Raw genomic sequence first — 18,621 nt, 5'->3', positions numbered from 1 at the left:
TGTTGAATGTACAATTATTTTGTTTGTATCTAAAGTATAAACGAACTATACTTAATCAAAATAAAAAATTGCATATATGCAATAAGTTAGGAGAAAGTATGAATTATAGCAAAACATTTAAGAAAATACGGATAGCAAAAGGCATGAAGCTAAAAGAAGCTGCTGGAAATACATTATCAATTTCCCAATTATCACGTTTTGAAAATGAACAATCAATGATCTCAATTGATTCATTTATTGAATTGCTAACGAATGTGAACACCTCACCAGAAGAATATTTTTACTTATTGAGACAAGAAGAAAATGAATTAAAGAACTATTTTAATAGAGTAAAGAATTTGGTCAATAATAAAAAATATGACAAACTTGAAGAGTTGGTCATTGATTTAAAAAATCAAAAACCTGCATCGAATAGTTGGATGAGTTTCATAGTTTTGTTTGTGGAGAGCATTATTGTTCTAGACAAAGAAAAAAAACCACTAAATCAACCGAGAGTTCTTTCTTACTTGATACAAGTGGAAGACTGGGGAGAAATGGAATTATATATTTACGCGATTTTTGGTTTTGTATTTGATGTAGAAACAACCTATCTTTTAATGAAAACAGCAATAAAAAAAAGCCGATTATACCAATCGATTCCACAAGATATGAACTTACTATTTAGTATTTTGTCAAATAATTTTTCTGCATTTCTTCTACATAAACGCTACGATTATGCAGAAGAAACTCTTGCTATTTACGAAAAAAAACTATTAGAGAATACCCTATTAATTGAACCTCATTTAGATTTTTTATTTAATAAGGGGATTTTTGCTTTTACGCAAAAAAGAGAAGAAGAGGCAAAAGTGTACTGTGAACAAGTATTTGAACTTTGCCGTTTATTCAAGCTAACTGAACAAGAAGAAAATTACAAAAAGCGCTATCTTATTTGGTCAAAAAGCTACCTAGATCCAGATTTTCAAGAACTAATAATTAAAATTGGATTCATAAGTTAAGCGATGGGCATAAATAATGAATAAAGGCGTCTACCTGTTAATGAAATATAGACGAAAAATCGAGACCGCTGTAAGTTTTCAATATCAATCTTATATTCAATTTTAAATCCAAGTATATCTATACATTCTCTTATAAGGATTACACAACTGTGATAAAATTTAAAAATAACATTACCCTATTGATAAACTAAATAAATACCAGATGAAGGAGAAATTATGACAAGTCAAAAAAGTCGCATTTTATTACTAGCTGAAAATTCTATTTTAGAAACAGAGCGTTTGATTTTAAGGCCTCTAACTTTGGAAGATACCGCAGATTTTTTTGAATATGCTAGCGATGAAGAAACGATGAGATATATTTTCAATCCACATACGTCTTTGCATCAAACAAAAGAGTTTATTGCGAATTATTACTTAACATCACCATTAGGTTTTTATGCGTTAGAACATAAAGAAGATCATAAAATGATTGGCGTGATAGAGTTTAGAGTAGATGATAAAAAGCATGAAGGCGAAATTGGATACATGTTGAACAAAAAATATTGGAGACAAGGCTTAACAACAGAAGCCTGCTTACGAATATTATCTCTTGGTTTCAACACTCTCCTTTTAGAACATATTACTTCTGGCCATGATACTGGCCATATAGCTTCAGGAAGTGTATTGAAAAAAGTGGGCATGTCTTTCGAACATATCACTAAAGATGCGCATGAATTAAAAGGTAAAATGGTAGATACCTTTTTTTATGGAATAACTAGAGATAATTATTTAACTAGCCACCATGAAAATACCTATTCAAATTAAATAACAAACAGGTATTTCAGTTTATTTCTTACCTGAATGATTGAACATATACTTATAAGTTTCAAATCCTATAAAGAAATTGGATTTTTCCCAACACATGAAATTAGATGAAATAGTCTGTCCATAACCTTTTTAAATAAAGGAAAAAACAATCGATCTCATAAGAGCTCGATTGTTTTTTTGTACCTGATTTTTTTAGTTCAAAGTATCGAATGATAGATACCATTAATCGCATAAAGATATTTGAAATTATGATAAAGTTACTTATTTGAATTGAAGAACTTGATTATTTTAAACAAAATACTCATAAGAAAATACGGAATCAGTAATAAAATCAAATAATTGATAACCGTTACTTGCGGGCTAGTAGTGTTAGAAGGTATCAACTGTGTATCTCTTAGACCCGTTAATAGTCCTCCTGTATTGAATTGAATTTCAATAAAAAGCATCACGGTGATCATCTCTAAATAAATAAATTTCATAATGTTTTCTAAAAATGGTAATACGTTAGGAATGACATAAGAAAAGAATAGTTTATATTTAGGATACCCCAGCGATTTTGCGAAGACAAAATAATTGGATTGATAAACATCTTTGATATACGGAGTCATATATTTAATCAGAAAAACAATAGGAAAAATACTTAATATGATTAAGGGGACAACTATCGCGGGCTCTCTTGGGGTACCCACTGTTTTAAATAAATAGATGGAAGTCTCTTTATAGATAACTACGCTAAGCCAGTGGATAAAAAACACGATACCAAGCACAGGTAAATTCTCAATATCTTCTAAGTACCTAATAAATTTTGTTATCGTTTTATTCTTAAATTTTGGAAAATAGTAACTATATAACATAAGCGAAACTAACGTTATTACTAAACTAGCACTGATCAATTTAAACGTGTATTCACCGTTGGTCTGGTGATAAATAATGACTAATTCAGATAAATAGCGATATGTAAAAATCTGTGCAAAGGTTTCTTTAATCGTATCCACTAATAAACCTGTATCTTTCATAGTTAAGGGTAACGAATAACTCAAACAAACGAGTAAAATAATACCAATTGGCAGTGTAATAAGTGAAATAGATTGCTTTATCATTTTTCTAAATGGATTGATTTTGCAGCCCTCCAGTTAAAGATCGCTTGATTCCATTGAGCAAGAAAATAAGTCCGCCATAAAAAGCTAACGGTGTGAGTACTGTCCAAGGTGTGCTAGCTAGTCGATTAATATTTTGCCCAATCAACCCGCTCCATTCGTTAGATATTGTTGCTGTATATGTAGTACTTGCATCTAACTGCGTTACTAGTGAGCCTCCTAGATACAATTGAAAATAAGCTAAGTAGATAAAAAGAGATAAATTTTGTATGAGGATTTTGAAAAATAAATTTAATGTAAGCTCCGTTAATTGGGGTTTAAAAGAATACTTAACGGTTCTAAATTTAGAACTACCTAATGTTTGGCTGGCCAGGAAAAAATCTTGTTTGAAAAGAAAAGCTAATTCAGCATGATAAAGTTTAACCAAATTAGGGAGTCCTATAAGAAACAAAATGAACAATTGAATCATCACAAACATCCAATTAGCCTCCGGTTGAACGTTATCTGTATTAAATAATAATGCATCAGAATAAGGTCCTATTAATAGCAGCAATAAAAAAGGTTTAGGAATCAATGTAAAAAGCTTATCAAAATATGAAAAGACAGGCAGTAAAAACGTTGTTCCTACTTTATAAAGAATCAGAATGTTTAAAAATAAGCTACTTAAGATTTGAGCGATACTTAATAATAACCCAATAAAAAAAGTATACTTAAATCCTTGAATAATTTTAGCAAAGATAGTAAACCCAATGATATCCGTACCAAATGGCGGAACTTCAAGAGGGGTAAAAGGCGGATACTTTATTTCTCCATTTATTAGTGTTTTTTCTACTCGAAGGGTTAAAATATTTGATAATAAAGGCTCATATAAACAACTAAGCAGTAAAAAAAATAACAAGATTGAACACAATATCCATAACGTTCTCTTACTTTTTAATGCACTTATAAAAATAATGATCTCCTCCTTTATTTTAATAAGTATATCTTACTTATGAATATTAACCAATGTCATAACAAAAAAAGACTTGCAAGTGTAGTTACTTGAATACATGAAATTACATAGATTCATGTATTCGTAAAAATAAATCAAAAAAGTAATCATTAAATTATATGGTTACTTTTTGATGAATGTAAACCAATAGTTGCGTCATGTAAACTGTTGGCAGCTATTTATAAAGTATTTTTTGTTATATAATTAATTCAAATATAAAAAAATTCATGTTTAGAGGGATCAACCATTTCTAGATATGACAAGGAGAATCCACATGCTGTTTCCATTAAATATTGTCGTTGCAGTCGTAATCTCTGCAATACACGTTTTAATCTCTTTTGGCCTTAAATTACCTAGTAAATACAAAAAAAAGCTTCGTATTTACTCTGTTGTAGTCAATTTAATCTTTATTGTATTCCTATTAGGCTTTTCTCTATTTTTCAAAACATCTTTGCCTAATCAAGGAATAAACATTTACTTTAATGGTTTATCTACATTGTATTTTTTGTTATTTATCCCTTTGGGAGCAGTTTTGATACTGCTGTTTAGGAAATTAATAATGAACGCAGATATCTATTTAGTTTTTTTGAAATATGTGATAATTATTGGAGCTATCGTTATATTTACAGGACTAATTACTATAGGATATATCCTTTTCATCTTAACTTTTTACGGTTTCGCTCCTTAATTTACATAAAAAAAGTAAACTTAAAGAAAATGGTCAAGAAGTATTAGAAAAAATAACTAAAGATGTTTACCAAATTGCAACACATGAAATTACACAAAGTCATGTATTGTAAAACAAGAGCTCTAACACTTTTCATTATAGTGTTAGAGCTCTTGTTTAGTTAATTTATACGATTTTCAGCGATTTTATAGACGGTTTCTTTATCTCTTTTTCCAATAACAACAACTTGAATCACTTCAAATTTACCTTGTATTTCTCTAAAAATAACACGAAGTCCCATTTTTTTATTTTTCAGTTTATTACATTGAGCTAAAGAGCCATGCAACGAATAGGCCTTCTGATGTACCGCAACTAAATGCACAACGAATAAGCTGTGATTAAGCGAGAAAGTTAATTAATCGCACTTTCTATTATTCATTAATCACCAAACGACGTGTATAAACGGCTTGTCCTGAATGCATAACGGCATCATCAATAATAGAAATAAGTCGAGCTTGATGAGTTACTGGTGGAGACCAATTTTCATCAACGATTTTATCTAAAGTATCTTCATTTAAATTATCTAGATAATCCTTTGCTAATTTGATACTGACATCTAAATAATCACTTAAGAGATTTTTGTCAGAAACGGTGACTTGTTCAGCTTCCTCTGATGTATGTTTGTATTCGGGCGTATCATCTGGGAGTGGCAAATCAAAACGTTTATTCCACCCATTACTTGTATACATTGCTTCTTCGCCTTTTAGATCAGAAATCTGCATATCAATTTCACGAGCAGTATGCCAAAAGAGCCAAGTTACTGATTTAAGTAAAGGATGTGGCATTTTATTGGCCTCTTCTACCGTCATTTTGTCCAAAGTTTCTTCAAAACGTTCTTGAACACGATCTAATAGTTCTACTTGTATAGTTGTCATCTCTATCACTCCTTGAAGTGATTTTACCACCAACCAAAAAATTTGTTAATTAAAACGCTAGAAAGCAAAAAGTGAATTTTTCTCTATTATCAAATAATTTAAAGGGCAAAAGCCGTTCTCAATTGAAGTGTTCCTCTCTTCTTTATATAAAGTTAATTTAATTGAAATTTTAGTGCAACAATTGCATTTTCAATAATATCTTGTTGAGTAGCCAGAATTAGAAATTTCGTTTCTAGACATTCTTTCATTTCTTCACCAAGTACTAAAAATGAATTATTAATGGGCACATAGATGTTTGCTGATGATATGATATTCATCACCTATTTGTTATAAGTGATAACGAATAGGTGATGAACAGTGTTACCTAGACTTCTTTCAATACATGAAATTGCTTAAAGTCGTGTATATAAAACCTTATTAGCTCAAGGGAATATATACACGTTTTTTTAAGTAAGGAAACCTGAATATTTTAATCGACACTTATAATAGACAGCGAAAAATCAATCAGATCAATACCTAGTAAGTGTTGATTTTAGTAGACTCATATCAGATAGTTGATTAGTTTTAATTATTTTTTTTGCTCTAAAAGGATCGGAATTATATTTAATAAAATCGATACAATCGTTAAACCCCATAGGACTGTTGTCATAGTAGGTACTACATCTAATAAAGCAGCCCAATCTTTTACCTTTACCCAACCGGATATCATGCTGTACCCTGCAACAAGCGTCAGTGCTGTGAATGACAATCCCATTGCCATTGCTAATTTATAATCTTTGCCTACTTTATATAAATAAAGATTTAAAACAGTTGCTACTATAGCAATAATTCCTAATATTAGAAACATAATAAGTCCTCCAATTTTTTTGATTTGCATTCAGTATCATAAGTATCTTATTCTAGATATTATGACGTATCAATACATTAAACTAGATAGAATCAAGTAAGCTGAACTCAGATTTAACAATGTTCTGTTTACTTTTGATATTTGTCCTTATTCTTGGATATAACAATAATTATAAACAAGAAACATACTAAAGTTAAAGCCATATAAAGTGCACTCCTTATGTTATATTTTGTTTAAAGATAACATATTTAAATTTTTATTTTTTAAACAAGAATTTATGATACATGAAATTAGATAAAATCATGTATTAAGAAATAAGAGCTCTAGCACTTTTTGTTATAGTGTTAGAGCTCTTATTTCTGTTTTTTTCAAGTGGATTATAGCCAATTTGTTATTTTATTCAACACGTGTATTTCCTTAACTATCAAAAAGAGAAAATTATTAGTTTGATTCTTATATAGAAAAACGATGATGACGTACCATAGCATAAATTGCGGACAGCCCTAATAACATTGCTGAAATAATAAATATAATTTGCACACCCCATATTTCTGATAAAAAACCAAAAAGTAAGGAAGAAACTGCGAACAATAACGATCCTAATGAGCTTTGTACAGCATAAATTTTAGGTAGTTCTTCAGTGCTAGCTGATTTTTGAAGAATTGTATTTGAAGCAATTTCTTTTAATTGTTGAAAAATTCCAATAAATCCTACAAAAAATAGGGATAACCAAGCAATTTTTGTTAAACCAAAAATAAATGTCAGGATACAGATTACAAAGGAAAAACTAATTAAAGCATACTTAAGGTTCTTTTCGAAGACTCTAGCAAAACGTGAGCATATAATTCCGCCAACGACCATTCCAATAAAAAATGAAGTGTTTATATAGCCCCAATAAGCTTCAGTTTCTCCAAGAACTTCAGCAACAAAAATGTAAATTATAGAAGCAATCCATACAACATCTGCAATAGTATCAAGTACCATAAGCAAAAAGAGGCTCTTGTACATCGGATTACTCCATATGATTTGCCAACCTTCTTTTAATTCATCACTACGATGACCTTTGGAATTTTTTTTATGAAATTCCGTTGGATCAATAATTTTTGTCATCATAAAGGTAGCTATTGAAGATAATACTAATGTAAGCAGAATAACTTTTTGACCACCTATAAAAGCAACCAATATACCTCCCAATGCCCATCCACCTAAATTTACTGTTTGGTTGATAATGGAAAAAAAGGTATTAGCTTTCACAATCTCATTTTTCGAAACGAGACGAGGTAACATTGATTGACTTGCTGGTGCTGCCCATCTATCTAAAAATGCAATTGTAAATACAAAACATATTATAACAAGTACGCTCGAAATTATATTAATTTCTAAGATAAGCGCTAAAAATAGTAATAATAGAGTTTTGCTTATTTGTGAATAAACAAGTAGCGTCTTTAATGGATATCTATTTAACAATAGTGGAGAAATCATTCCACTAATAAACCGTCCAAACATATTAAAAAATGGGACCAACGCTAATATAAATGACGATTCTGTCAAAGTGTACAAAATTGAGATAAGCCCTACAATATAAAAAATATCACCTAGATTAGCCATTGATTGACCAACCCAAAGAAAACGGAACGATTTACTCTTCATTCTTACTACCCCTTTATAAAAAAATTAAGTTACATTCGTAAAGGGGATTTTTTACATTGGTATTATACCTCCTAAAATCAATTGTTTTTCTTTGAAAAATCAACTATAAACAACAATAAAGATAATTAACTGCTTAAAAGAAAAAAAATATTTTGGGGTAGTAAGAATGAACTATTTATAAATAGTATACGTTAATCCAAATTACAAGTCATATTCTTTTCGCTTAACTATTAAAAAAGATAAAAATATAGTTTTCAATACATGAAATTGGATAAAATCATGTATCTAGAATACTATTAAATCAGGGTTATTTTTTTATGCAACCTTTCAATATATGATTTTGTTGTATACTAATCGAAATCATGTATCACTTTTGTAAGAAGAGAGGGATTTTAAATGAGTTACACCGTTTAACCAGTACGCACCCAACAAGAAATAAACAATTTTTTTGAGAGCATCACCATCAAAGGCAATCACTTAGAAGTGAATACCGTCTATCAAATGTTTCTGAAGGTCGCTAAGCTGTTAGGAAGAGACAATATCGGCACGCACACGCTGCGAAAGACGTTTGTTTACCACAATTATGAGAAAACCAAAGACGCAGCCAATCTATTGGAAATATTCGTTCACAGCAACGGAAAAATTACGAAACGCTACATTGGGATCAATGAAGATGAAATAAGTGAGACTTTGCTTAATTTTAGGTTAGATTTTTGAATTATTATAATAGTAAGCAACAAGCTTTCTATTTTCCAGCTATATTTTCTCTTGCCACATATAATCCATCATCTAGTTTGTAAAAAATTATAGATTCAGTTTCTTCTTTTGGTAGGTAAATCTCTGTATCTACGTCTAAAAAGTTAGATTCTAAGCTGTTTTTTGGATAACTGTATCGATTTACCTTTTTTTGAACAACATAGACTACGTCAGCGTTTACGGATTTTTTATATGGTTCATGTGTCAAAACATAGCTAATGCCTGACAAATTAACTAAAGTGGGGATTTTTTTCTGTTCCGATTTATTTACAAGAAAAACCACTAACAAAATTAAAATTATTATGAGTATAGATATTCTTTTCTTCATACAACAACCTCCCTCTATTTGTTTTAAATTTTAATATATTGATTAGTAACGCTACCAGTATATTTTGTATCGGTTCGTTGATAGATATTAGCTCCAATATAGTACTTTACTAACCACTTTATCTTATTTTTATTTCCCTAAATAGCTAGTTTAGTTGTTTTATTTTCATTTTTTGAATAAAAGGCTCCAGAGGCTCCTCCTTTTGCTATTCCTATAGATACAGCCCCTTAACCAAAGCTAATACTATATAGTTTCTGCGATATCTTCTGTATCTTTAACTTTATTACTTGAGTAAATAAAGAATATTGAACGCAATAAATAATAGCATCTTTTTCTTCATATAAATTACTTATACTCTATTATGTAAATATTAGACTTTTAATAAAATAATAATTTACATCCTCCTTAACTTGTTACCTTTACTATATTTAATTTTAATTAAAAAGTAACGAACGCATTGGTTTACATAGCAGCAACTATTAGGTGCTGCTATGTAAACCAATGCGTTTTTTTAGTTTTAATAGATAAAATAGATAATTAGATTATGAATTAGTCGATGAGTAGATCAGCTATGGCAGACATCATAATGAAAAAAATAAGTAAAAGAAACGGTTATCTATTTTTAGTCTTACTGTTTTTTGTGTACTAAAAATCTTAATAATTAACATAACTCTCATTTTAAGAAAACCACAAAATGCTATTTTGGAGTCAATGAAAATGAATACAGCGAAATGTTGTTAAATTTTTGATTATGTTTTTAGATTTTAATTCAATTTTTTATACTTTCTATCCACTCTAATTGAGATGTAAAATACTTTTATCAGTATAATTGCAGTATTATAAATACTTTTGATAGTGAAACTTCTAGAAATTCACTAAAGTAAATGAAAGGAGATTATATGAAATATGAAATTAGCAACTAGATTAAAACAAAGAAGAAACACTCTAAAAATGACACAAGAAGAAGTGGCAGAAAAAATACATGTGTCACGGCAAACTATTTCAAATTGGGAAAATGGCCGGAACTTACCTGATATCAATAGTCTTATTTTAATTAGTGAGATCTATGCTATTTCCTTAGATGAATTAATGAAAGGAGATCCTAAAATGGTTAAACAATTAGATAAAAAAATAAAAAAAGGCAAATTTTTTTATTTTTTAGTTGTCGTAATTGCAGTACTTATTTTATTGAATATTTTGCATTTAATCAGTGTTGGATAAATCACTGTGACTATATTATTTTTTGAATAATGACGGTCTTTACAATAGCTATCTTGCTAATTTTATGTAGAGTAACAGTTATAAAAAATAAGCTAAGCAACGTATGATTGTTGCTTAGCTTATTTTTTATATTTGAGTTGTCATACTATACTTAATATAAAAAAATAACAAAATTATCTATCATTAAAGAAAGTAAATTTTTCACCATAAGATAAACATCTGAAAATCATTATATGATATGGAAAAGTTGTGAGAATACTTCGAGAAAAACGGTCTACCTTTTTTAGGGGAGCTATTGTATCATTCTATATTCGTTTCTGACGGGATATAGGTACCTAGTCAAGGTATATTAAAAAAATTATAATCTAGTTTCCAAGAAGCCCAAAAAGGTCCTCACTCCTTTTCAAGCGGTTTTCCTATTTGTCTTTTTTTATATATCCAATGACTTATTTTAAATAAACCAATACCAATGATCGTTCCAATTGTATTAAAGATAACATCGTCTATATCTGAAACTCCTGTATAGAATATAAACTGCAGAGATTCTATTAAAACAGATACAGCTATTCCAATTAATAGAGATCTTAAAACAAAGTGGTTTCTTTTCATTAAATAAGCTGCTCCAAAACCCATTGGAATAAACCAAATAATATTCCCATATAAGTTATAGTAATAATCAAATAAAGTTGTTCCTTGAGTTAATTTAGCTGTTTCTACAAATGGGATCCAGTTGATTTCACTTAAAGGGCGCATCACTATGGATACATTATTAATTGAATTTTCTGCACGAAAGACCGTTAAATGAATCAAAAGAAGAATATAAAAAATAAATAGATTTAAAACAACTTCTCTTCGCCATTTTATTGGTTTTTTCTTCTTCTTTTTGAGACCCAGCACTATTCCTCTGCCAATAAGCCAAAAAATAAAATAAAACAAGGTTTGGTCGATGCTATAAAAGATTAATTCTACTAACGGAAAGTGATTGATTGTTTCGCCAAATTTCGATTCAATTAATTCAAAGAGGGGTTGCAAAAATACCATTAAAAAATCCTCCTCATTTATCCTTGCAAATTATTATACCGCATTCGCTTAAATTTATTTGTTTAAAAAGTCTAAATTTTACTTAATTTTTACTTTTCTTAATCTTTCCTTGGTATAATAGCTATTAGCATGATCAGCATAAGCAGTTATAAGTGAGTAAAATTGACTATACTGTAAATTAATTGTAAAATACTGAATGATGTACTAATATGGACTATTTTCATACAATTGGAAATTTAACCCATTAACTTAAACAAACTGTGGCCATTTATTAAGGAGGATTCAACAGTGACTAACATAAAAAAAATATTACACACGAGAATGGGGTTCTTTTCTCTCGCTGTTATCCTATTTTGGATCAAGACATATATAGGGTATCAATCAGAATTTTCTCTTGGCGTCGAAGGTATCATGCAGCAATTCATCTTATTGATCAATCCAATTGCTACAACAATCATTCTACTTTCTATCGCGCTATACTTTAAAAGTTCCAAAAAAGCCTATATTGCTTTAGTAGTTGTTTATGCTTTAATGTCAATTTTATTCTTTTCAAATATTCTCTATTATAGAGAATTTTCTGATTTTCTTTCTGTCAGCACGATTTTAGGCGCTGGTAATGTGGCTGGTGGATTGGGCGCAAGTACCTTTGCTTTATTGCACACGACAGATTTTCTTTATTTAATCGATATCATTTTATTAATTGCATTATTAGCCTCTAAGAAAGTGATGATCGATAATCGTCCATTCAAGAAACGGTACGCTTTTGCAGCTACGATTGTTGGATTTACACTTTTCGCTGCGAACTTAACGTTAGCAGAAAGTGATCGACCTCAACTGTTGGCTCGTACATTTGACCGTAACTACATTGTTAAATACCTTGGTTTGAATTTCTTTACAGCCTATGATGGCTATCAAACTGCGCAAGCAAATCAAGTAAAAGCAAATGCTGATGAATCTGATATTGAAGGTGTCATGAACTACATTGATGAACACTTTGCTGAAGCGAATCCTGAAATGTTTGGTATTGCTGAAGACCGTAATGTCATTTACTTGCATTTAGAAAGTTTCCAACAATTTTTAATTGACTACCAATTAGAAACTGAAACTGGCGAATCTCTTGAAGTTACACCATTTATCAACAGTATTTACCATGATAATGATACTCAAAGTTTCAGCAACTTCTTCCACCAAGTCGGACAAGGAAAAACTTCAGATTCAGAAATGCTGCTTGAAAATTCCCTATTCGGTTTATCTCAAGGTGGAGCCTTTACACAAGTTGGTGAAAGCAATACGTTCCAATCCGCTTCACAAATTTTAGGCTCTGAAAAGAATTATACAAGTGCTATGTTCCATGGTAATGTTGGATCTTTTTGGAATCGTGATAACACGTATAAATCAATGGGCATAGATTACTTCTTCGATGATGAGTACTACTCTTTCACTGAAGAAAATACATTGGAATATGGAATGAAAGATAAAATATTCTTTAAAGAATCTGTTCAATATTTAGAACAATTGCCTCAACCGTTTTATTCTAAATTTATTACAGTATCTAATCACTTCCCTTACCCATTAGATGAAGCAAATGTGGACTTCCCAGCTGCAACTACTGGTGATAGTACTATTGATAACTATTTTGTAACAGCTCATTATTTAGACCAAGCTATTGAAGAATTCTTTGCTTACCTGAAAGACGCTGGATTATATGATAATTCGATCATTGTTCTTTATGGTGACCATTATGGTATTTCTAATTCTAGAAATGAAACATTAGCTCCTTTATTAGATAAAGATCCTGAAACATGGTCAAGTTATGACAATGCAATGTTACAAAAAGTTCCTTATATGATTCATATTCCAGGAACAGGTAATGGAAAAATCAATACTCAATACGGTGGCCAAGTTGATAGCCTGCCTACTCTTCTCCACTTATTAGGTGTTGAAACAAAAGATAATATCTTACTTGGAACAGATTTATTCTCAGAAAACCATGATCAAACAGTAGCCTTCCGTGATGGAAACTTCGTCAGTCCTAAATATACCGTTGATGGTTCAAGTATCTATGATACCGAGACGGGTGAATTAATAGAAGATCCGGCTGAAGAAGTTCTTGCTGAAGTTGAACAGTTAAGAGAAGATGTCAGCACACAACTAAGTTTATCTGATAGTATTCTAACAAGTGATTTATTACGTTTCTATACTCCAGAAGGAATGATTACGACTGATCCGGCTGATTATGACTACCGTGATCAATTAGCTCGTATGAAAGCTATAAATGAAGGTTCAGGAACAGAAGCTACAAGTATATATAGTCAGAATGGTAACCAGTCTACTGTTGATCTATATAATACAAATGCACCAGAACTACTACAGGATTCTTCTGGTGTAGTTGATGAAACACAACCAGCTGAGACAGAGAATCCAGCAGAAACTGAATTAACTGAATAAAGAGTGACTAAAGAGCTGAGACAATTGTCTCAGCTCTTTTTATGTATCTAAGCTTTTAAATTATGATCGAAATAAATAAAGTATTGAACTAACATATCCTCTTACTAATTGCTTCACATTTTTTTCATATTTACTCGATACAATAAAGAAAATGAACCGTTGAGTTGAAGGGAGTGTTGACCTTGCCAATTGTTAAACGAGCTTATCGCCACTTGCAAAACCATCCTTACTTTTTGATTTCTATGCTTAGTTTCTATTTGCTCTATTTTATTCTTGTTTTTGCCGTTGTTTTGTTGATAAAGCAATTTTCTGACTCTTCCATTCAGTTAACGACCATTGTAAATTCTTTGCAATCCCAGCAACTATCATTAGACGTCCAAACCTTTCAACTCTTAGAATCTATTACAAAAAACTATCTAGTAAAATACCAATCTATTTTTTTAGCTATCGCTAGCGTAGGTACAATCAGTCTCGTGTTGATTCAGCTGTTTGTGAGTAAGATCAGACATAAAGAATACAACACCTATCTTTTGATGGGAGAAAGAGTTTATAAACTGACCGCACAATTGATCATTGAACACCTGATTTTAATAAATAGTGTTGTGTTGTTTTTATTTGTACTTTACAGTTTCTTTGCTCCTCCGATAGTCCAACAAGCCTCACAATTTGAAGCAGAGACTCTACAAATGGAAGTAAAAGCCAATCCACCTGATAGTACTAGTCAAAAAGACTCTTCTTTATCAGAATCTAAAAATGAAAATTTCACGCGTTTTAATGTTAAACCTTTCTTAAAAGGTGATTCAATCAATAACAAATTTGGTGAAAATAACACGCTTCAAGCTGTATTTCTGGTAGTGTTTATCAACTTATATAGTTGTATGGTTATTGGTATACCTACCTATATTGTCTTATCCTTAACTAAAGGCAAACTCTCTTAATCTATTTCATAAGTAACCAAGGAGGATTTTAGATGTTTAATCAATCTGAAGTTGTTGGAAAAGATCTTTTTCTACTAAGCCCGAAAACCATTTATACGGTTTCAACTGAACAAATGAGTTTACCTTCTTTAATGAAACAAGTAAAAGCACAAACTGGAACTTTTCCTGGCCTAATAACTACTGATGATGTGTTTATTGACTATTTAACGGTTAAAGAAAACATGTTGGTTGCATTATCCTTAGCACCAAATCAGCCTAAGCGAACAACAGCTTTTCTTGTAAATGAACTGTTAGAAGAACTAAACATATCTGAATCTTTAGCTAAACAGTCCTTTACTGCATTGTCGATGAAACAATACATCCAACTTCAATTACAGATAGCACTTATGAGCCAAAAAAAAGTGATCGTCATAGACGATTGGTTGAAGCATGAAACTACATTCGATAGACAAGAATGGCTGCTCTTATTTCGCCATTTTGCAAGAACAACAGAGTGCTCTTTTATTTTTGCTACTTCTGATGAAAAAATTTTAAGCTTAGGAAAACCACTAAAAATAACTACAGCAGCAGTTTAACTAAAATAAGACGGAAGTGAAGCCGCGTGGCTCACTTCCGTCTTATTTTATTCTAGTGGAAAAACTAAGGTAAAGGTTGTTCCTTCTCCGGCAATACTTTCTACTGAAACTCTTGCACCATGTAAATTAACGAGTTGTTGGACAATAGCTAACCCTAGTCCAGACTCACCATATTTTGTATTTTTTCTAGAGATATCAGCTTTATAGTAACGTTCCCATATATTTTCAACTTCTTCAGCCGTCATTCCTATACCAGAATCAGCGATTTTTATAATACTTTCATTATTTTCGCCAAATTCCCCTGTAACCTTGATTTTTCCGTTCTCTGTAAATTGAATAGCATTTTGAACAATATTTACAACAATCTGAGAAAAACGATCATAATCTGCAAACAAAGTCAGATCTTTTGGACAATTTAAGAGCAATTCATTACCAGAAGCTTCTGCTTTCCCTTTTAATTGTTCAATAATCATTTCTAATGCATCAAAAGCATTAAACGTTTGTTTTTGTAAGTTAATTTGATTGGAACGAATTTTTTCGTAATCTAAATTTTCATTCACTAAACGAATCAACCGACGTGTTTCATTTTGCATCAATTGAACACTGCGTTGCTTTTGATTTTCTGGAATCATATCATGCTCGATTCCTTCTAGCAGTCCATTAATCGTTGTTAAAGGTGTGCGCATTTCATGAGCAGCATCCGCCATAAATTGTCTTCGCCGATTTTCTAGACGCTCGATTTCTTCTTGAGAACTTTTTAAAGAATCGACCATAGTGTTGAAATCAGCTGCTAAATCATCAAATTCATCCATTTCTTTATTTTCAAGGTGAACATTAAAATCACCTTTTGCTATTTTATGTGTTGCACTCCGAATACGGTTGATACGGTTTACTTGAAACTTAGCAAAGAAATAACTTGCCACTGTAGCGCCTAGAACAGAAAAAATAAACGCACTAAACAGGTTATTTCGAATATCTTTTAGATTAGCTTCAATTGTGCTAATAGGTGCGCTTACAGCTATAAATCCATAAAAATCACCTGTACTTTGGGTAAAAAAAGGCTGATAAACAATAGCCGTGTTGATTTGATTACCAAAGAAGTCTGTATTTCTTTGCGTTAATGTAATAGGTTCGCCATTTTTCAATTTTTCTAGGTCACTATCTGAAATACCACTTATATAATTTTGAGTTGTACTAGGATAAGTCATCGTATCCGTATGATCAAATACAAAAATCGATACACCTTGATTTTTTAAAATAACTTGTCCATTTTCTATTTTATCCGTTTGTAGGTCCTCATCTATTAAAGCTTCAGCATAACCGAATAATTGTTTTTCCGTACTGCGATAAGCAGTACTTCGAGCAAATTGCAAAAATGAAAACCCAAGTATGATCAAAACTGTCATCACTACTGCAAAAAAAGCTAACATCTGTTGATAAAAATAATTTATTCTCATGAGGTAACTCCAGAATCATCGTATTTATACCCTACTCCCCAAACAGTTTGAATGATTTGTGGACCTGTTTTATCGATTTTTTGACGCAATTTTTTTATATGAGCATCTACTGTTCGCTCATCACCAAAATATTCATAATCCCATACAATAGTCAAAAGTTGTTCTCTTGAAAAGACTTGTCTAGGACTCTTAGCCATCGTGTATAACAACTCAAATTCCTTAGGTGTTAAATTTTCAATTGGTTTGTCATATAGAATAGCTTCACGTGTTCTCTTATCCATTTTAAGGTACTTGGTTTCAACTTCATAAGCTTTAACGTCTACTTTATCGGATTCATCATGCAACAAGTCTGCGCGACGATATAAAGCTTTTATGCGTGCAATCAGTGTTAATGGACTAAAAGGCTTTGTTACATAATCATCGGCTCCAATTTCGAGACCGATCACTTGGTCGCTTTCAGAGTCTTTGGCCGTCAACATGATAATCGGAATCATTTTAGAAACTTTGCGCATTTCACGACAAATCTGCATGCCATCCATGCTTGGTAAATTCAAGTCAAGCGTAATCAAGTCCCAGCTTTGAGGATCCTTTAAAAAAGTATCTAATCCTTCTTTACCGTCTTGGATAAAAGTTGCTTTCCATTCTTCTTTCATGAAAAACATTTCCATCATTTCGCATACGGATTGATTGTCTTCAATCATTAATATATTCATGAAATGCCTTCTTTCTTTTTAAAATTTCTCTCTTTTATTATACCCTTTTTACCCTTGCAACTAAAGCAACTTACAAAATCATCTTTGATTCTTCATCTTTTATTCAAAAAGAACAATACTTATTTTAAACTAGAAGTTTAGATAAAAAAATAGAATCAAGGCAACTGCCGCGATTCTATTCACTCTTAATTTAAAATAGTTAATTCAACTTCTTGAATACCCCATGCAAATGATTGATCCATGCTTTCCATGTGCAAGTCAATTCGGTTTCCAATAATGGCACTTCCAGTATCTCCAGCAATCGCTTCTCCATAACCTTCTACATAAACTTTAGACCCTAAAGGGATCACATTAGGATCAACAGCAATGACTTGAGAATTTTCTCTTAGATCTATTCCTGTAGCTGTAATATTCGTTAATGAAGGTTGGTTTCGGCTATATGCTGTAGCTACTACTGTTATTGTTTCTTCACCATTACTGGTGTTAAGGGCTGACCCTTCCATGTTCTCTTCAGTAGCTGGTGATTCCGGAAGTATGATTTCTTCTTTTACTTGTTCTTCACTTTCCCATACAACTTTTTGCGGATCAATTGTTTCAGGATCTAAATCAGTTTCTATATTAATTTCATCACCAATCTGTAAATGAGTTTCTTCAGATAAAGATTCATTCCATCCTACCAATTCTTCCACTTTTACTTCAAAAGCAGTTGCGATGTTCTCAAGTGTATCACCAGATTTTATGGTGTAATGAACAGTATCGATTACGTCGTGACTTTCTGTCCTCTCTTCTAAACTAATGGGCTTTACCATCTTTTCTTCAAATGGTAGAGTCGTTGCTAAAGTTTCTACAGCTGTTTGACTGTCACTCCTGTCAGCAATTAACTCATCTGTTCCATTTTGCATCTGAACGTTGGTTGCTTTTTTAGTTCCATTTATTAAATCTATTCCATTAGATGTGTTGGATGTCACTTCATTTTGAGCAGCTAACGCACTAGTAATATGTGTCGTTCCCACTGCCAATCCAAATAAGGCAATAATTACTACAACTGTTTTCTTCATTAGATAATTTCCTCCTAATTCAATACGGATGTTATCGTATCACGTACGAAATAGAGGCAGGTTACTTGAGAATTAAACAACTGTAACACACCATTTT

The 18,621-nt window shown here is 31.2% G+C and carries 18 protein-coding genes and 1 pseudogene; 8 read left to right on the top strand and 11 right to left on the bottom strand.

The annotated features are described in order from the left end of the window. Nucleotides 1-98 precede the first annotated feature (98 nt). Together NST49_RS06745 and NST49_RS06740 are read left to right on the top strand one after the other, a co-directional pair. Complete coding sequence (locus NST49_RS06745; RefSeq protein ID WP_341047645.1) at nucleotides 99-995, top strand: Rgg/GadR/MutR family transcriptional regulator; 897 nt, start codon at nucleotides 99-101, stop codon at nucleotides 993-995. A gap of 216 nt (nucleotides 996-1,211) precedes the next feature. Further along, nucleotides 1,212-1,799: a GNAT family N-acetyltransferase gene (locus NST49_RS06740; protein ID WP_251165488.1), complete on the top strand. Its 588-nt coding sequence runs from the start codon at nucleotides 1,212-1,214 to the stop codon at nucleotides 1,797-1,799. Nucleotides 1,800-2,059: 260 nt separating this feature from the next. Here NST49_RS06740 and NST49_RS06735 read toward each other — a convergent pair whose 3' ends face one another. Both NST49_RS06735 and NST49_RS06730 read right to left on the bottom strand, forming a co-directional pair. After that, a complete protein-coding gene (locus NST49_RS06735) occupies nucleotides 2,060-2,902 on the bottom strand; it encodes a peptide transporter (protein ID WP_341047644.1) in 843 nt (280 codons plus the stop codon). A 4-nt stretch (nucleotides 2,903-2,906) separates the two neighbouring features. Then, nucleotides 2,907-3,797, bottom strand: coding sequence for a peptide ABC transporter permease (locus NST49_RS06730; protein WP_238336954.1), 891 nt, complete (start codon nucleotides 3,795-3,797; stop codon nucleotides 2,907-2,909). Nucleotides 3,798-4,164: 367 nt separating this feature from the next. On the opposite strand from NST49_RS06730, the gene NST49_RS06725 reads away from it, so the two are divergent. Continuing rightward, the gene (locus NST49_RS06725) at nucleotides 4,165-4,578 is read left to right on the top strand and encodes a hypothetical protein (RefSeq protein WP_301425920.1); all 414 of its coding nucleotides are present in this window, start codon (nucleotides 4,165-4,167) and stop codon (nucleotides 4,576-4,578) included. A gap of 160 nt (nucleotides 4,579-4,738) precedes the next feature. Here NST49_RS06725 and NST49_RS06720 read toward each other — a convergent pair whose 3' ends face one another. The 4 genes from NST49_RS06720 to NST49_RS06705 all read right to left on the bottom strand — a co-directional run bounded on the left by NST49_RS06720 (nucleotide 4,739) and on the right by NST49_RS06705 (nucleotide 7,989). Further along, nucleotides 4,739-4,903 (bottom strand): hypothetical protein, encoded by a 165-nt coding sequence (locus NST49_RS06720; protein WP_023178590.1) that lies wholly within the window; start codon nucleotides 4,901-4,903, stop codon nucleotides 4,739-4,741. 85 nt (nucleotides 4,904-4,988) lie between these two features. Further along, the gene (locus NST49_RS06715) at nucleotides 4,989-5,492 is read right to left on the bottom strand and encodes a DinB family protein (protein ID WP_081701921.1); all 504 of its coding nucleotides are present in this window, start codon (nucleotides 5,490-5,492) and stop codon (nucleotides 4,989-4,991) included. A gap of 568 nt (nucleotides 5,493-6,060) precedes the next feature. Beyond that, nucleotides 6,061-6,339, bottom strand: a complete 279-nt coding sequence (locus tag NST49_RS06710; RefSeq protein WP_023178593.1) for a hypothetical protein — start codon at nucleotides 6,337-6,339, stop codon at nucleotides 6,061-6,063. 453 nt (nucleotides 6,340-6,792) lie between these two features. Further along, nucleotides 6,793-7,989 carry an MFS transporter gene (locus NST49_RS06705; protein ID WP_341047643.1) on the bottom strand — a complete coding sequence of 399 codons (1,197 nt, stop codon included), beginning with the start codon at nucleotides 7,987-7,989 and terminating at the stop codon, nucleotides 6,793-6,795. 465 nt (nucleotides 7,990-8,454) lie between these two features. Here NST49_RS06705 and NST49_RS06700 point away from each other — a divergent pair. Next, a pseudogene (locus NST49_RS06700) lies at nucleotides 8,455-8,706 on the top strand (tyrosine-type recombinase/integrase); the annotation flags it as partial. Nucleotides 8,707-8,734: 28 nt separating this feature from the next. Here the strand turns inward: NST49_RS06700 and NST49_RS06695 are convergent. Continuing rightward, nucleotides 8,735-9,073, bottom strand: coding sequence for a hypothetical protein (locus NST49_RS06695; protein ID WP_034537169.1), 339 nt, complete (start codon nucleotides 9,071-9,073; stop codon nucleotides 8,735-8,737). 906 nt (nucleotides 9,074-9,979) lie between these two features. Here NST49_RS06695 and NST49_RS06690 point away from each other — a divergent pair. Continuing rightward, on the top strand, nucleotides 9,980-10,294 hold the full coding sequence (locus tag NST49_RS06690) for a helix-turn-helix domain-containing protein (RefSeq protein ID WP_023178598.1): 315 nt from the start codon (nucleotides 9,980-9,982) through the stop codon (nucleotides 10,292-10,294). A 393-nt stretch (nucleotides 10,295-10,687) separates the two neighbouring features. On the opposite strand, the gene NST49_RS06685 is transcribed toward NST49_RS06690, so the two are convergent. After that, nucleotides 10,688-11,335 (bottom strand): VanZ family protein, encoded by a 648-nt coding sequence (locus tag NST49_RS06685; RefSeq protein WP_023178600.1) that lies wholly within the window; start codon nucleotides 11,333-11,335, stop codon nucleotides 10,688-10,690. 321 nt (nucleotides 11,336-11,656) lie between these two features. Here NST49_RS06685 and NST49_RS06680 point away from each other — a divergent pair, with 321 nt between their 5' ends. The 3 genes from NST49_RS06680 to NST49_RS06670 all read left to right on the top strand — a co-directional run bounded on the left by NST49_RS06680 (nucleotide 11,657) and on the right by NST49_RS06670 (nucleotide 15,296). After that, a complete protein-coding gene (locus tag NST49_RS06680) occupies nucleotides 11,657-13,783 on the top strand; it encodes an LTA synthase family protein (RefSeq protein ID WP_251165941.1) in 2,127 nt (708 codons plus the stop codon). 173 nt (nucleotides 13,784-13,956) lie between these two features. Next, nucleotides 13,957-14,721 (top strand): hypothetical protein, encoded by a 765-nt coding sequence (locus NST49_RS06675; RefSeq protein WP_341047642.1) that lies wholly within the window; start codon nucleotides 13,957-13,959, stop codon nucleotides 14,719-14,721. Between the two features lie 32 nt (nucleotides 14,722-14,753). Next, complete coding sequence (locus NST49_RS06670) at nucleotides 14,754-15,296, top strand: hypothetical protein (RefSeq protein WP_023178605.1); 543 nt, start codon at nucleotides 14,754-14,756, stop codon at nucleotides 15,294-15,296. Between the two features lie 47 nt (nucleotides 15,297-15,343). Here the strand turns inward: NST49_RS06670 and NST49_RS06665 are convergent, their stop codons facing one another. The 3 genes from NST49_RS06665 to NST49_RS06655 form a co-directional block, all read right to left on the bottom strand. Further along, on the bottom strand, nucleotides 15,344-16,753 hold the full coding sequence (locus NST49_RS06665) for a sensor histidine kinase (protein WP_023178606.1): 1,410 nt from the start codon (nucleotides 16,751-16,753) through the stop codon (nucleotides 15,344-15,346). Then, nucleotides 16,750-17,466 (bottom strand): response regulator transcription factor, encoded by a 717-nt coding sequence (locus NST49_RS06660; RefSeq protein WP_023178608.1) that lies wholly within the window; start codon nucleotides 17,464-17,466, stop codon nucleotides 16,750-16,752. The genes NST49_RS06665 and NST49_RS06660 overlap by 4 nt, the downstream gene beginning before the upstream one ends. Before the next feature lie 185 nt (nucleotides 17,467-17,651). Then, a complete protein-coding gene (locus NST49_RS06655) occupies nucleotides 17,652-18,524 on the bottom strand; it encodes a 3D domain-containing protein (protein ID WP_341047641.1) in 873 nt (290 codons plus the stop codon). Nucleotides 18,525-18,621: the final 97 nt, after the last annotated feature.

The organism is Carnobacterium sp. FSL W8-0810, assembly GCF_038007125.1.
Taxonomy (GTDB): Bacteria; Bacillota; Bacilli; order Lactobacillales; family Carnobacteriaceae; genus Carnobacterium_B; species Carnobacterium_B inhibens.
Note: the sequence above shows the minus strand (reverse complement) of the source record. Positions and strands in the feature narration are given on the sequence as shown.

Bases quoted from the DNA above. Each gene is read 5' to 3' on its own strand.
- NST49_RS06665 (WP_023178606.1), bottom strand. From the start codon at position 16,753: ATGAGAATAAATTATTTTTATCAACAGATGTTAGCTTTTTTTGCAGTA.
- NST49_RS06710 (WP_023178593.1), bottom strand. From the start codon at position 6,339: ATGTTTCTAATATTAGGAATTATTGCTATAGTAGCAACTGTTTTAAAT.
- NST49_RS06670 (WP_023178605.1), top strand. From the start codon at position 14,754: ATGTTTAATCAATCTGAAGTTGTTGGAAAAGATCTTTTTCTACTAAGC.
- NST49_RS06725 (WP_301425920.1), top strand. From the start codon at position 4,165: ATGCTGTTTCCATTAAATATTGTCGTTGCAGTCGTAATCTCTGCAATA.
- NST49_RS06715 (WP_081701921.1), bottom strand. From the start codon at position 5,492: ATGACAACTATACAAGTAGAACTATTAGATCGTGTTCAAGAACGTTTT.
- NST49_RS06735 (WP_341047644.1), bottom strand. From the start codon at position 2,902: ATGATAAAGCAATCTATTTCACTTATTACACTGCCAATTGGTATTATT.
- NST49_RS06655 (WP_341047641.1), bottom strand. From the start codon at position 18,524: ATGAAGAAAACAGTTGTAGTAATTATTGCCTTATTTGGATTGGCAGTG.
- NST49_RS06695 (WP_034537169.1), bottom strand. From the start codon at position 9,073: ATGAAGAAAAGAATATCTATACTCATAATAATTTTAATTTTGTTAGTG.
- NST49_RS06745 (WP_341047645.1), top strand. From the start codon at position 99: ATGAATTATAGCAAAACATTTAAGAAAATACGGATAGCAAAAGGCATG.
- NST49_RS06705 (WP_341047643.1), bottom strand. From the start codon at position 7,989: ATGAAGAGTAAATCGTTCCGTTTTCTTTGGGTTGGTCAATCAATGGCT.
- NST49_RS06660 (WP_023178608.1), bottom strand. From the start codon at position 17,466: ATGAATATATTAATGATTGAAGACAATCAATCCGTATGCGAAATGATG.
- NST49_RS06680 (WP_251165941.1), top strand. From the start codon at position 11,657: ATGGGGTTCTTTTCTCTCGCTGTTATCCTATTTTGGATCAAGACATAT.
- NST49_RS06740 (WP_251165488.1), top strand. From the start codon at position 1,212: ATGACAAGTCAAAAAAGTCGCATTTTATTACTAGCTGAAAATTCTATT.
- NST49_RS06685 (WP_023178600.1), bottom strand. From the start codon at position 11,335: ATGGTATTTTTGCAACCCCTCTTTGAATTAATTGAATCGAAATTTGGC.
- NST49_RS06690 (WP_023178598.1), top strand. From the start codon at position 9,980: ATGAAATTAGCAACTAGATTAAAACAAAGAAGAAACACTCTAAAAATG.